The organism is Emticicia sp. SJ17W-69 (assembly GCF_051209875.1).
GTDB lineage: Bacteria > Bacteroidota > Bacteroidia > Cytophagales > Spirosomataceae > Emticicia.
The window spans coordinates 111,875-124,010 of the sequence record NZ_JBNTQY010000002.1; the positions used below are offsets into that span (position 1 = coordinate 111,875).

At 34.1% G+C, this 12,136-nt stretch carries 16 protein-coding genes; 4 read left to right on the forward strand and 12 right to left on the reverse strand.

Annotation, left to right across the window (positions count from 1 at the left end):
- The 5 genes from ACQUQZ_RS24390 to ACQUQZ_RS24410 are packed head-to-tail and all read right to left on the reverse strand — an operon-like array spanning position 1 to position 3,895.
- Positions 1-2,493: a TraG family conjugative transposon ATPase gene (locus tag ACQUQZ_RS24390; RefSeq protein WP_435357795.1), complete on the reverse strand. Its 2,493-nt coding sequence runs from the start codon at positions 2,491-2,493 to the stop codon at positions 1-3.
- A complete protein-coding gene (locus ACQUQZ_RS24395; protein ID WP_435357796.1) occupies positions 2,471-2,806 on the reverse strand; it encodes a DUF4133 domain-containing protein in 336 nt (111 codons plus the stop codon). Before ACQUQZ_RS24395 ends, ACQUQZ_RS24390 begins: the two co-directional genes overlap by 23 nt.
- 1 nt (position 2,807) lies before the next feature.
- Positions 2,808-3,221, reverse strand: coding sequence for a DUF4134 family protein (locus ACQUQZ_RS24400; RefSeq protein WP_435357797.1), 414 nt, complete (start codon positions 3,219-3,221; stop codon positions 2,808-2,810).
- A gap of 2 nt (positions 3,222-3,223) precedes the next feature.
- Positions 3,224-3,568: a DUF4134 family protein gene (locus ACQUQZ_RS24405; protein WP_435357798.1), complete on the reverse strand. Its 345-nt coding sequence runs from the start codon at positions 3,566-3,568 to the stop codon at positions 3,224-3,226.
- A gap of 9 nt (positions 3,569-3,577) precedes the next feature.
- Positions 3,578-3,895 (reverse strand): DUF4134 family protein, encoded by a 318-nt coding sequence (locus ACQUQZ_RS24410; RefSeq protein WP_435357799.1) that lies wholly within the window; start codon positions 3,893-3,895, stop codon positions 3,578-3,580.
- 170 nt (positions 3,896-4,065) lie between these two features.
- Here ACQUQZ_RS24410 and ACQUQZ_RS24415 point away from each other — a divergent pair, with 170 nt between their 5' ends.
- Positions 4,066-4,647, forward strand: coding sequence for a helix-turn-helix domain-containing protein (locus ACQUQZ_RS24415; RefSeq protein WP_435357800.1), 582 nt, complete (start codon positions 4,066-4,068; stop codon positions 4,645-4,647).
- Here ACQUQZ_RS24415 and ACQUQZ_RS24420 read toward each other — a convergent pair.
- Entirely contained in the window at positions 4,619-4,894 is a 276-nt protein-coding gene (locus ACQUQZ_RS24420; protein WP_435357801.1) for a hypothetical protein, read from the reverse strand. The two genes, ACQUQZ_RS24415 and ACQUQZ_RS24420, sit on opposite strands and share 29 nt — an antisense overlap.
- A 182-nt stretch (positions 4,895-5,076) precedes the next feature.
- On the opposite strand from ACQUQZ_RS24420, the gene ACQUQZ_RS24425 reads away from it, so the two are divergent.
- The 3 genes from ACQUQZ_RS24425 to ACQUQZ_RS24435 are packed head-to-tail and all read left to right on the forward strand — an operon-like array spanning position 5,077 to position 7,862.
- Positions 5,077-7,098: a type IV secretory system conjugative DNA transfer family protein gene (locus tag ACQUQZ_RS24425; RefSeq protein WP_435357802.1), complete on the forward strand. Its 2,022-nt coding sequence runs from the start codon at positions 5,077-5,079 to the stop codon at positions 7,096-7,098.
- A gap of 3 nt (positions 7,099-7,101) precedes the next feature.
- Positions 7,102-7,311 carry a hypothetical protein gene (locus ACQUQZ_RS24430; RefSeq protein ID WP_435357803.1) on the forward strand — a complete coding sequence of 70 codons (210 nt, stop codon included), beginning with the start codon at positions 7,102-7,104 and terminating at the stop codon, positions 7,309-7,311.
- Positions 7,308-7,862 carry a M23 family metallopeptidase gene (locus tag ACQUQZ_RS24435; protein ID WP_435357804.1) on the forward strand — a complete coding sequence of 185 codons (555 nt, stop codon included), beginning with the start codon at positions 7,308-7,310 and terminating at the stop codon, positions 7,860-7,862. Before ACQUQZ_RS24430 ends, ACQUQZ_RS24435 begins: the two co-directional genes overlap by 4 nt.
- 186 nt (positions 7,863-8,048) lie before the next feature.
- On the opposite strand, the gene ACQUQZ_RS24440 is transcribed toward ACQUQZ_RS24435, so the two are convergent.
- The 6 genes from ACQUQZ_RS24440 to ACQUQZ_RS24465 form a co-directional block, all read right to left on the reverse strand.
- The gene (locus tag ACQUQZ_RS24440; protein ID WP_435357805.1) at positions 8,049-8,576 is read right to left on the reverse strand and encodes a GNAT family N-acetyltransferase; all 528 of its coding nucleotides are present in this window, start codon (positions 8,574-8,576) and stop codon (positions 8,049-8,051) included.
- A gap of 14 nt (positions 8,577-8,590) precedes the next feature.
- The gene (locus ACQUQZ_RS24445; protein WP_435357806.1) at positions 8,591-9,046 is read right to left on the reverse strand and encodes a GNAT family N-acetyltransferase; all 456 of its coding nucleotides are present in this window, start codon (positions 9,044-9,046) and stop codon (positions 8,591-8,593) included.
- A complete protein-coding gene (locus ACQUQZ_RS24450; RefSeq protein WP_435357807.1) occupies positions 9,030-9,689 on the reverse strand; it encodes a hypothetical protein in 660 nt (219 codons plus the stop codon). Before ACQUQZ_RS24450 ends, ACQUQZ_RS24445 begins: the two co-directional genes overlap by 17 nt.
- Before the next feature lie 104 nt (positions 9,690-9,793).
- Positions 9,794-10,357, reverse strand: a complete 564-nt coding sequence (locus ACQUQZ_RS24455; RefSeq protein WP_435357808.1) for a Crp/Fnr family transcriptional regulator — start codon at positions 10,355-10,357, stop codon at positions 9,794-9,796.
- A gap of 324 nt (positions 10,358-10,681) precedes the next feature.
- Positions 10,682-11,698, reverse strand: coding sequence for a relaxase/mobilization nuclease domain-containing protein (locus tag ACQUQZ_RS24460; protein ID WP_435357809.1), 1,017 nt, complete (start codon positions 11,696-11,698; stop codon positions 10,682-10,684).
- The gene (locus ACQUQZ_RS24465) at positions 11,670-12,050 is read right to left on the reverse strand and encodes a plasmid mobilization protein (RefSeq protein ID WP_435357810.1); all 381 of its coding nucleotides are present in this window, start codon (positions 12,048-12,050) and stop codon (positions 11,670-11,672) included. Before ACQUQZ_RS24465 ends, ACQUQZ_RS24460 begins: the two co-directional genes overlap by 29 nt.
- Positions 12,051-12,136 lie beyond the last annotated feature (86 nt).

Below are 12,136 nucleotides of genomic sequence, written 5' to 3' on the forward strand. Positions count from 1 at the left end.
CTAATTGATTAATGTTTGCTCAGCCCATAGAATAGCAGCATCTTTTTGTGAAATGTTTCTTTCTTTTGCTATCGCCTTGATTTTATCTACTTCGGTTGGCTCAGTTGTATAAAGAGCATAGGCATACGGTGAAACTTCGACTCCATAAACCTTTAATTCTGAGCCTAATTTGATGGCTAACTCGTTGAAATTGCCTCTTTGGATGGGTAATCGCTTATTGATGGAGAAAATTTGGGGTAAATGTTCGTCAGAGAGTTTGAACATTTGAAGTACAAAATCCTGCTCGTTTTTGTAGTTTCTTAAATCTAATAGGATTTTAATATCGGTATTCTGGATAATTGCATCTTTGATGACTTCAGACTTTTTCAAGTCGTCAATTTCTTGAGTTACTACGCCCAACGCCCCAAAATGTTTACGAACTGTCTTGAAAGCCCAAAGTAAAAAATCAGCAAAGAAATGATTGGATACAGCTCTCCAAGCTTCCTCGATAACCAACATTTTAAGTGTCCCTTTGACACCCATTAGTTTAGTAACATATGTGTTGGTAATTACCAGCGTAATCACTGGTAACAAGATCGGATCGTCTTTGATATTATCCAATTCATAGACGACAAATGGCTCTTGCGAAAAATCTACATTTTCTTTTGAGTTAAGTAGATACCCATATTCTCCATCGGCGTAAAACGGTTTCAGTACAAATAAAAACTGTTCGAGGTCGAACTCTTTGCCATTTCTGCCGCCTAATTCTTCAAAAATATTTTTGAAAAAATCTCTGATGTAATCGTAGAATGTATCAAAACAGGGGTAAATCGCTTGATTCTTCTGCAAATACTTGTAGTATTCAGTAACCATAGCTAAAAGTGTTACTTCTTCACTTTTTGTAATGGTATCACCTGAGTTTTTATATAGAACGGATAATAAATCAACAATCACCTGCTTAAACTCCTGTTCAAGTTTCAATCTATCGTCAAGCGGATTGAATTCTATATAAAATGGATTCAAACGAATTGGGTTTTCAGTGGTATGCGTTAAATACTTTCCGCCTAAAATCTCGGCCAAACGCTTATAAGAATGACCAATATCAATGATAGTGATATGCGAACCGCTCATCAGCAAGTAGTAAATCATATTATTCATGGTAAATGATTTACCACTTCCCGAAGGGCCGATAACAGTAAAGTTTCGGTTAAAAATAAGTTTACGTTTGAGTGGGTCGAAAAACAAATCTACAATGCGGGGGATACCGAAACGGTCGGTCAGCAACATTCCACCGTTTTGCCAAGCACTTTGTTTATAGTTGGTTTCTACATTCCAGAGAGCCAACGCATTATCCAGCAAGCAAGTAGCAAAGTTATCTTTGCCCAACTCAACTGCATTGGCAGGAATACACGACCAATACAATTGTTCGGCATGAGTTGTGGCCATTTTGGAAATAAAACCTGTATTTTGAATGGCAGACGAAACTTCATTTTTGTATTGCTCCAATACTTGCTTCGACTCATGAAATATCTGAATATTGAAATGAGCATGAACGGCCAAACTTGCTCCAGTTGTAAGCGAATCAACCATCATAGTTTTCTGCTCAACTGCATAAGTATTATCTCTACTCCATCTTGAAAACGAATAGGCCTTTTTGGCATCAGCCATCATTTTTGTTTTCAAATCGTTCTGTTTCGGAATATAAATAACCTGATTATAAACATGGTTAAATTGCAAATTCAATCCAAAAGCTAATCCGTAGCTGGCTGGCATTTTAGTACGATCGGTAGAATAATCTCGAAACGAAACTATTGAAGGCAATTCGTGCGGATACTGCTCTAAGTCATTGATAACGAATGTATAACTTTGCTTATTTCCAACTCGAAAAACACCATCATTCGAACTCAAATCATACAAATTTTTATCATCAAACGCCAAAGAAAAGTAATAATTGAGTAAACCTTCTGCTTTCTTGCTTCCTGCAAAGTCTTCCCTTTTCAATTGATTGACAGTCAGTATCTTTGATTGGTTAATCGAAGCCTGAAATGATTTAACTTTTTGCCAAAAAGCTGCAATGGTTTCTTGTTCTAAAACATTTTTGGGGACAAGATGGCGACGAAAAATAGCCGAAGCCAAACTATCTCTTTTCAACGGATTAGAACTTGGCAAAATCACATAGATAAATGCCTTGTGATTGATAAAAGAGCGGTCTCTAAATTGTAGTTCGTTCTTTGTTATGATGAAATCATTAGAAGTATTATAACTCAAATCAGGCTCATATTTATCTTCAATGAAAAAATCTTGTTTATGCACTAAATAGCCTTCTCCTAAATTCTTGACGGCTTGAAGTAGTGCATCAAAACAAAGTTGGTAGTTGTGTTCGGATACACAAAATATTTCGGGGAAAGTTACCTCAAATGCTGCTGCTAAATCTGCATTTTTTGTGTAGATAATTCCTCGGTTATCAATCGTTGCGATAGGCTGGATTTCTTCAACTGTTCTTACTTTTGCCATTTTCTTGTTTTCCTATCAATTTATAGAAAGGTTTGTTGTGTAGTAAAAAATTAGGTTTCCTGTAAATGTGTTGTTGATGAATATGTCCCCATTTACCATTTTTATCCATCAGTACTTTGATATACATATATGCCCCAACTCCAGCAATTACACTAAAAAAGATGAGCAGGAAACTGGAAAAACCAAGCATATAAAGAAAAAATGTTAAGAATAATAATCCTAAGATTACTCCCGCCAATAGATAAAAATACCGCCCTTTGAAGCCTTTAAACTCGATTTCATCATCGACTCCTTTAATAACTTTCTGAATCATTTTATAAAATGGCCTCTATGAGATAACCGAAAAAAAATAAGAATATCAAAGCACCCAGCCATTTATAAAGTAGGTCGATAACATCTTCACCGCCAATATACTTTTGATAAATCTTGACCACCGAAAATATTGAAATCCCTACACCAATAACCAAAGAACCATTATGTGCTTCAATTGCTACGCTTTCAGCTCCCGAAGTAGGATTTACACCCTTGTAAGCTCCACCAACAATGTAGTAACCAACCGCCCAAAATATGACTTGTACGAATCCTAAGCCAAACAACCATGCTAAAACCAAAGGAATCACTTCTTCTCCCCTGCCCCATTTTTGGTATATTTTGAATCCACCGACCACACCTGCGGCCGCTGTTGCAAATAAAGCCGTATTTTTAACTAATTGATACAGAGTATTCATGTCTAAAAACTGATTGGTTGATATTCACCAAATGATTGTTGTGAAATGTAGATTTTTAAAAAATGTAAAATAAAAAAGCTTAGGATGATGCCACCCCACCAACGATAGATTAAAGGCAAAATATCTTCTTCACCCAATTGCCAACGGTGGTAGATTTTATAAGTGGCTATAAGAGCCATCAAAAAAAGCAGTATCAACGCAAAAGCATGAATTTTATCAATGTTATGATGAATCGGAGATGTGATGTAAGTATCTGCTCCTAAAGCGTTGGCATTGCTCTTATGTAAATTGACCTGGGCAAAACAAAAGTTTACCGAAATCATAAAAACGAAAAGTAGCTTTTTCACTTCTATTAACTAAATAAACATTGCTCGTAAAACAGTATTGGCTATCAGTAAAAACAGACACGACCCAAACCAACCAGCTGCCGATTGCATAACATTGTCTTTGCCTTGTTGCCAACTTACATAAACCCTAAAAGCCCCAACTAAACCAAGTATAATAGCAATGATATAAATAACTGTGGTTACTGGGTCGATGTAATCTTGTAATCCTGCCGTTAAATCATCTAAGGCACTTGCTCCTGCCTCAATTCCACGAGGTTGGATTGTTACTAACATGGGGAACAAAGCTGGTGCGAACACTTGTAAATGCTTCTTTTGTAAATGTTTCATGGTACAATATTAATTTTCGTTTCAATAATTTTTACAAATATTGCATTTTTTGAAATTATAAATATCATTTATTGAAATAAAAATTATTTTTTTACAAATATTTCAGATTTATTATGTTTTAAATCTCATTATTTGTAATTTTATTGATATAAATTTCAAAAACTGCAATTATGAATATTGGTGAAAGTATAGCTAATTTTAGAGTCTTGAAAGGTTTAACTCAAGCCGAAGTGGCTGAAAAGATGGGATTGGACAAATCTACCTATTGGAGAATAGAAAAGAAGGGAAACAAGGTAGATTTTGACGAAATTATTAAAGTAGCGAAAGCATTAGATGTAACTGTACAAGACCTACTTTCTAACATAAAAGATGAAAAAACACAACAACTTGAAACAAGACTTTCAGAGGTTGAAAATGAACTTCAACAAACTGAACGTGAAAAGGCTCTCATCATTACAAATTGCTTAGACTTTATCAACTCTTCAGTCGAACACAAGTTTTGTGGCAGCTATTTTAAAATTTTTGGGCGAAAAAAGGTCTTTGAAGACCTTTCTTACGCCGAACTCCAGAATATTTATGAAAATGATCTATGCAATGATTATACTGTTTACTATGCTCTTAAGAAAGGCTTAATAGCGAATGTTTCTTTAAATAACATTCATAAAAACTATTTAAGTTATATAGATGAACAAATAAAAACTAACAATAGAAAGTTTTCAGAATTTATCCGAATTCACAATTTTTTGCCTTAATAGCAAAAAATTCATCTAAAGCTTCAATAAAGTTTGCATCTGGAGCTATACTCTTTTTAACAAAAGCATGTAATACTTGTATTAATGTTTTTGAATCTGAGTAGAAAGGATACTTTGTGTAAAAATTTTCTGTAATAAATTCATTTTCTTGAGGTGTGAGATTTTTCAAGTGTAAAAAGTAAACATTAGTTTTTTGTAATCTGGCTTTTTTTAATGGAAGAAGCTCTTCCAAATATTGTGTGTTCATAAGGAAAGATGTGTTTAAACAGCTAAAAAGTTCTTTTTAACGGAGATTTGTATTAAAACAACGCTCTAAAAAATTTCAAGTTGTAAAAAAAACACTAAAAATGTTACAATTTTATTTTTTTTAAATAAAATTTCATTCCTATTGCAAAAAGTGAGATTTTTACGCTCAAAATTTAAAATTAAATGTCCACCATCGAAACCACGGCTAAAGAAAAAGAGTTTTCTTCTAATATTTTTTATCTGCTTATCTTTACTTCTATCTCACTTATTTTTCTTGATGTGTTATGGAAGTTCCAAACGTATATTTATCATAGTTTATCGGCCAAACTTCAAAAAGCATTTGTATTTCTGATTCAGTTATTACATAAACTTCAAGGAAAATCAAATCTATTTGATAGCCAACTAATCGTTTGTTTTCTTTTGCTGCTTTATGTTTTTATATGTTTGGTCAGTAAAAACAAAGCAAATCTGAAAGCGAGTAAAACTTCAGCAAATCTTTACATACTCGTTGGGCTGTGCTGTTGGCTGCCATGTTTCGCCCAAAATCAATTTCTTTTGCATAATTCTGCATTATCAGTTGTGTTATATGCTACGCTCCTGCTCATCTCAATGATGCTCATTGTGAGAGGTGGATTGATATTCAACTCACTGGTTAGTGTCCCCGAAAACGACTTATTCAATGAATTAAATGAGCAATTTCCACAAAACGCTAAGAATCTCGAAAATGAGTTTTCGGTTGGTTTTAAAACCCAATATATGTTTCGTAATGAATGGAAAGAAGGTTTTGTTTCGGTGGTAAATCCACAAAGAGCCGTTTTAGTAGCTGGTTCGCAAGGTTCGGGTAAAACCTACTCTGTTTTGATTCCTGCATTATGGCAGTCTATTTATAAAGGATACTGTGGCGTTATTTACGATTTCAAGTTCCCAGATTTATCAATCGAAGCATACAATGCTCTAATAAAAGCTATTGCTAACAATCCAAAAGTATTTACTTTCGATGGAAGCTCCACTCCTATTATACCCAAATTTGTGGTCATTGATTTTGAAAATCTGAAATATTCTAATCGCTGCAATCCGTTTAACCAAAACTACATGAATAGCATTGATGATGCTGCCCAATTATCGAAAACCCTTTTGTATAATATCAACAAAACTTGGATAAAAAAAGAAGGTGATTTTTGGGTGAGTTCGGCTATCAACTACCTAACTTGTGCGATTTGGTTTCTAAAAATCATGGAAAAACAATACCCACAACTGGGCGAAATTTGTGATTTACCCCACGCAATTGAGTTAATTAACAAAGACCCTGTTACGATATTCTCAATTATTGAGCGTTATCCCGAACTCGATACCTATAGTTCGATGTTCACCTATGCCATTCGTAGTCAAGCGACCAAGCAACTTTCTGGGCAAATATCGAGTGTCCAAACTGCACTGGCAGGCATTTCTTCGGCCAATATATATTGGGTAATGTCAGGAAATGATACTGATTTATCAGTCAATGACCCTCAAAAACCTAAAATATTCTGCTTGGGTAATACTCCTACAAAAAGCAATGTTTACGGAGCTGCCTTATCGGTTTATACTTCCACAATGATGAAAATGATTTATAAACACAAACAAATCAAGTGTGGCTTTTTCATTGATGAATTACCTTCCATGTACTTGATGGGTTTAGATGATTTTATTGCCACTGTAAGAAGCTACAAAATTGCAACTTGGTTGGGCATTCAAGACATTGAACAACTGACCAAATCTTATGGCCAAGATTCGGCCAATGTGATTATTAATACTTGTGGAACAATTTTTTCGGGGTCAGTCAATGCTAAAACGGCCGAAACTTTCTCAAGAATGTTTGGTAAAACGAATCAAAACAAAGTAGATGCAAGCCTGACCAAAGAAGACATTAACCTGAGTTACGGAACAAATATGCAAGAACTAGTTCCCGCCTCAAAAATCATGACGCTCTCACAAGGAAATTTTGTAGGAAAAATAGCAGATACTTTCGACCAACCAATTGACCTTAAATTATTCAAATCATTCATTCAAGTCGAAGATGATGAATTGAAGAAAGAACGAAAAGAATTACCATTAAAATTCTTTGGAACGGATGAAGAACTACAAAATGCAGTTCAAGAAAATTACCTAAAAATAAAAGCAGATGTACAAAAAATTATTGATTACGAAAGTGATAAACTTGTTTAAACCATGAATTTGATTGATTTTATTTCATATTCTTCAATTTTGATGTTTATATTCTACATCATTTCAGTAAATTTCTTTACTAAAGCAAACACGAATAAAGTGCAAGGTCGCCCGCCAATAATTCCCTTTACTTTTTTCAAAAAAGCAAAAAATGGACATTTGAGCATAGGAAAAGCCATTGAATTAATAGAAAAATCAGCACAGAAAAAATGATATTATCATTCATTTTGATTGGGTTTATCAGCCTTTTTCACGAACCAGACTGCGATAAAATCCAAGCTCAAATAAGCTATTTAGATGAGCAATCAGTTCGGAAAAACTTTGCCTATTTTTATAGCAAATGCCCGAAAATGGCTCTGTCCATTCCGTGCTTTTTACCACTTAAAGATTTTACTGATACTCGAATTTCAAGCGGTTTCGGCACTCGAAAGCATCCATTGAGTGGAATAGTAAAGCATCACAATGGTATTGATATTGCAAGTCCAGTGCGTGAAGTTGTTGCAACGGCTTCGGGCATTATCAAAACTACTGGCTATGATAATGGTTTTGGATATTTTATAATCATCGACCACCAAAACTCTTATCAAACCACCTACGGCCACCTTTCCAAAATCTTAGTACAAGAAGGGCAACAAATAAATATCTTAGAAACTATCGGCATGGTTGGCAGTACTGGAGCTGCCACTGGCAATCATGTTCATTATGAGATACGAAAAAATGGGATTCTTTTGAATCCCGTTGAGTATTTATTGTTGGTGTATTAAAATTAGCGTTTCAATCTTTGCATTCAATTGTAAAAACAAAGTTATTGTTAGGGTTTCATAACAATTCGAGCTTTGGCAGTAACTATCTATTAGCACTACCGTAGATTAGAATTACTGTTGTTCAATTTATTTACAATCCGTCAGCCGTTTTTGTACAAATCAAAGTCCTTGTGAGCAGCAACTTTTTCAGTTATCAGTTAGTTTTAGTTTCATCATAATATCGGTCTGTTCGTCATTGCCTAATTTGAAAATATGTTTGTCAAATGCTACGAAACCATTTTTTTCGTAGAAACGAATGGCTCTCGGATTTTCTTCCCAAACGCCTAACCAAATGTATTCAAGATTTCTTTCTTTTGCCACTTGCAACGCTTTATCATAAAGAACTTGTCCGACTTTCTTTCCATGAAATTGTTGCAAAACATAAATACGTTCAATTTCAAGTGAGTTTTTGTCTTGTAGTTCTGTTTGAGATTGTCCACTGTTAAGTTTCAAGTAGCCAATTACATTGTTGTCAAGCATAGCAAAATAAAATTCAGCGTTTGTGTCGTTGAGCTCTGTTATCAGTTTGTCTATGGAAAAGCCTTCGTCCAAATATTTTTGCATATTTTCTTCGGTGTTTCCTGACGCAAACGTTTCATAGAAAGTTTGCCGGCCAATTTTTTGCAACTCTTTAATGTCTTGAATCGCCACTTTTTTAGTTTCTATAATTTCCATTTTATTCTCATTTTTTACAAATTCCATTCGTAATTCAACCAATCACTATTTTCGCCTGCACCTAATCTTTCATAAAATTTTTGTCCTGCCGTATTCCACGGTGCAACTGTCCATTTTATTTGTTTACAATTATTTTTTTGGGCTTCAATTTTTAAAGCATTCATTAATTGTTCACCTATTTTTTGACCTCGATAATTTTCATCTACATAAAGCTCTTTCATATAAATTGCTGGTCGGTTCTGAGCCGTATAAGGCAAAAAATAATAGACCAAGATTCCTATAATTTTATTGTTATTTTCAGCAATGAGGCAATAAAAATCAGGCGGATTTTTTTGAAAACCGCTCTGTCTTACAATTTCAGGCGTAATGGAAAAACTGTCGATATATTTTTCAAAAACAGCCAATTCTTTCATTAAAAACCAAATTTCATCGCTATCTTTTTCAGCGGCTTTTCTAATTATTATACTCATTACTTAATATGTTATCGGTTTGTTCTTTGTTGCGGTATATTAAAATGGTTAATGCCCCATTGAGCAAAATTAAATAAGCAGGCCACAATGTATGAAGCCACGAAAAATCAACAATTACCATCATCATGTTTAATAACCAAGTTATCAAAGTGATTGGCCATGCTATGGATTTTTCTTGTTGCGGATTTAAAACTGCATTTTTAATTACAGGAACTGCCAATATTAAATCAGCAGTGATTGCTGCAATATTTGTTATCCAAACATTATTCGTGAATAGATATATCAAGCAGCAGAGCAGTCCTCCAACTACATAATAATAATGGCTCGGTTTGTAATAGTATCTTTTAAAAATAAATCGGGAACATATTCCTATAACCATACAGCCAAACGCAGAAACGGAAAGCGTAACTAATTTAAAACTCCAACCATTATTTATGTATTGCGAAATGAAACTAATACCCATTAAAATGCTCCAACCTATCCACGATAAAAATGCAGGTTTTAATTTGACTTCCTCTTGTATTTGTTTCTTGTTGGCTTTGTAGTTGGAATAAAGATAAATACTTTGAGAGCAAATCACCAAAAGAGCTGTAGTTAGTCCAATCCAATGTTGAAGGTCATTTATAAAAATCTGTTCTATCATTTATTCTCAGTACTGTTATGGTTCAATATTCGATATCCTTAAATTTTAGGCAAAGGTCTGAATATGTTTCGGAGAAAAATTATACAAATGATAAAAAATGAGTTTTATATTATTTTTGTTCTTATACGGCTTAAACTCACCTGTGTTATACCTAAATAGGAAGCGATGTACCCTAACTGAACTCTTTGAATCAGATTAGGGTAGTTATTTAAAAGTTCTGTATATCGTTCAGTTGCGTTTCCAAACTGCCGGGAAAGAAGTCTTTCTTCGGCTTTTATAAGCTCCTTTTCTGCAAACTTTCTACCCCAGTTTGCAATTTCAATATTTTCGTTGAAAAGGCTTTTGAGCTTTTCAATATTAAGTTTATAAAGGGTGCAATCTTCTAATAATTCAATGCTTTCGTATCCCTTTTGGTTGTCTATATAACTTTTTAATGACGCTATTGTATCACCTTCTTTTCCGAATGAAAAGGTAATTTCTTCATCGTGTATAATAGAAAAAGTACGTGCTATTCCTGTTTTTATAAAATAGATGTTTTTTTCGAACTTATCTGCCCGAATGACGATGCTATGTTTTGGGAGTTTTATTTCTTCAACGATGCTTTTGAAAATCATTTTAGCCGATTGAGAAAGCGGTTGATTTTTTTCTATTATTTGGTCAATATCCATTTTAAAAGGTATTTTTTTAATGAACAGGTACTGCTCAGTCCGATGAAGGGACGAATTAAAATTGTCAAGAAAAATAGTCGCAAAACGATTATTGGCTCTTTGAATTCAAAAATTCCAACGAACGCTGACCCTATAAGTAAACTGCAAATACAACTTCAAAAAGTCTTGCATAATTTAGATTATTAAATTCATTTTTGTTTGTTTTTGTGTCGTTTGGTAGTCTTCTGAAAGTTGCTGCTAACTTTCAAATATACAAATGTTTTACAGAACTTTCTGTACTGTTTTGTCCTACTGCAATGTGTTGCTGAACTTTAATTGTCGCATTTATTCAGTTTCAAATCCAATCCCCCTCTCCCACTGTTTTTCCTTCTTCCTCTCAACCTTAGCAATTTTAATCTTATGCCCAGCTTGTCTTTTCTTTGGTTTAGGGCGTTTGCTAAAATTATCGTCCTGAGAATTTACCTGCTTTTTCAGTTTTAAATCTTCACCTTTTTCTTCTTGTGTTTGTTTGGGTTTTGATAATATTTCAAATGGTTTATCCTTAGTTTCAGTTAATTGCTTTTCAGTTGGTTGAGTATTTTCATTTCTATTTAGCAAAAAAACTGCTTTTAAATCCGCCTCTTGGTAGGTTTTACCATCAAAATCAATAGTTTTCTGCAATTCATCTTTTGAGAATGGTATTTTCTTGGCTTCACACATTTTTTCGAGATGTAACAAGTTTCGGGCTGTACCCAATAGCTCATTTGATTTTCTTAAATCTTTAATATCCTGCATTTCAGAGCGTAGTTTTACAACTTCTTTGCTGTTGGCTACTTCTTTTTGGTTTTTCACCAACTTAAATCCATGTTCCAACGCCAAAGCCACACCTCGTTCTAAGGTCTTGTTTTGCTCCTTCCATGACTTATATTTAGTACCATCGTTCATGGCTCGGTTGAATAATATATGCACATGGAGATTTTCGGTATCGTGGTGCGTAACTGCCAGATATTGAGTTTTATCAATTCCTGCCATTTTGATATATTCCTCGGTAATGCCTCGTAATCTTTCGGGGTCTAATTTTTTTCTATCATCAGCCGTAAAACTCAAAATATGTTCACCAACAAACGCACTATTCTTGTCTTTTCCATAATCTTTGTGCTGTTTGGCTTGCTCTATAAAATCAGCTTTCATCAGATTTCGGGTCAATTTATCATCAGCTCCGTTTGGTACTCTGATATTATCGGAGTGAGTGATGACCTTTGTTCCTTTTTCTACCGCTCCCCTATCTTCCAGCTTACCATCGTATAAATAATCTATTTTTCCACCGAATCCCTTACCTGTTGCGTTTGCTTTTGCTAACATATTTGTATCGTTCTAAGATTAAATCTATTTCATTTAACATTTTATCAATGGCCAAAACTTGGCTACGAAATCCCATCGAGTGAGCCAGTTTCACGAGTTGATTTAGATTATTTCTAATACCAATGAGTTGTTTTTTCTCATGCTGCTCTTCCTCCGAAAATAGATTTGTAACAAAGCCTTTTGTAATATACTGGCGACCTAATTCTGATGGTTTAAGATTTACTTTTTGTGCATCGCTCAAAACTTTTTCATGTTCCTTTTTGGTCATTCTACATGGCAAAATCATTTCTAATTTCTCTCTGTTTACTTTTGGTCTTCCGCCCTTTTTTCTTTCTTTTTTAACTTCTGACATATATTTCTTGATTCATATTTGGGGTTAAGGGGTGAAATCCCTTACAAGGGTCAAGTGCTTGCACGATAGTTTTTGTGTACAAAAAC

Coding starts and splice junctions, on each gene's coding strand:
- ACQUQZ_RS24390 (WP_435357795.1), bottom strand. CDS start 2,493: ATGGCAAAAGTAAGAACAGTTGAAGAAATCCAGCCTATCGCAACGATT.
- ACQUQZ_RS24395 (WP_435357796.1), bottom strand. CDS start 2,806: ATGATTCAGAAAGTTATTAAAGGAGTCGATGATGAAATCGAGTTTAAA.
- ACQUQZ_RS24400 (WP_435357797.1), bottom strand. CDS start 3,221: ATGAATACTCTGTATCAATTAGTTAAAAATACGGCTTTATTTGCAACA.
- ACQUQZ_RS24410 (WP_435357799.1), bottom strand. CDS start 3,895: ATGAAACATTTACAAAAGAAGCATTTACAAGTGTTCGCACCAGCTTTG.
- ACQUQZ_RS24415 (WP_435357800.1), top strand. CDS start 4,066: ATGAATATTGGTGAAAGTATAGCTAATTTTAGAGTCTTGAAAGGTTTA.
- ACQUQZ_RS24420 (WP_435357801.1), bottom strand. CDS start 4,894: ATGAACACACAATATTTGGAAGAGCTTCTTCCATTAAAAAAAGCCAGA.
- ACQUQZ_RS24425 (WP_435357802.1), top strand. CDS start 5,077: ATGTCCACCATCGAAACCACGGCTAAAGAAAAAGAGTTTTCTTCTAAT.
- ACQUQZ_RS24430 (WP_435357803.1), top strand. CDS start 7,102: ATGAATTTGATTGATTTTATTTCATATTCTTCAATTTTGATGTTTATA.
- ACQUQZ_RS24435 (WP_435357804.1), top strand. CDS start 7,308: ATGATATTATCATTCATTTTGATTGGGTTTATCAGCCTTTTTCACGAA.
- ACQUQZ_RS24440 (WP_435357805.1), bottom strand. CDS start 8,576: ATGGAAATTATAGAAACTAAAAAAGTGGCGATTCAAGACATTAAAGAG.
- ACQUQZ_RS24445 (WP_435357806.1), bottom strand. CDS start 9,046: ATGAGTATAATAATTAGAAAAGCCGCTGAAAAAGATAGCGATGAAATT.
- ACQUQZ_RS24450 (WP_435357807.1), bottom strand. CDS start 9,689: ATGATAGAACAGATTTTTATAAATGACCTTCAACATTGGATTGGACTA.
- ACQUQZ_RS24455 (WP_435357808.1), bottom strand. CDS start 10,357: ATGGATATTGACCAAATAATAGAAAAAAATCAACCGCTTTCTCAATCG.
- ACQUQZ_RS24460 (WP_435357809.1), bottom strand. CDS start 11,698: ATGTTAGCAAAAGCAAACGCAACAGGTAAGGGATTCGGTGGAAAAATA.
- ACQUQZ_RS24465 (WP_435357810.1), bottom strand. CDS start 12,050: ATGTCAGAAGTTAAAAAAGAAAGAAAAAAGGGCGGAAGACCAAAAGTA.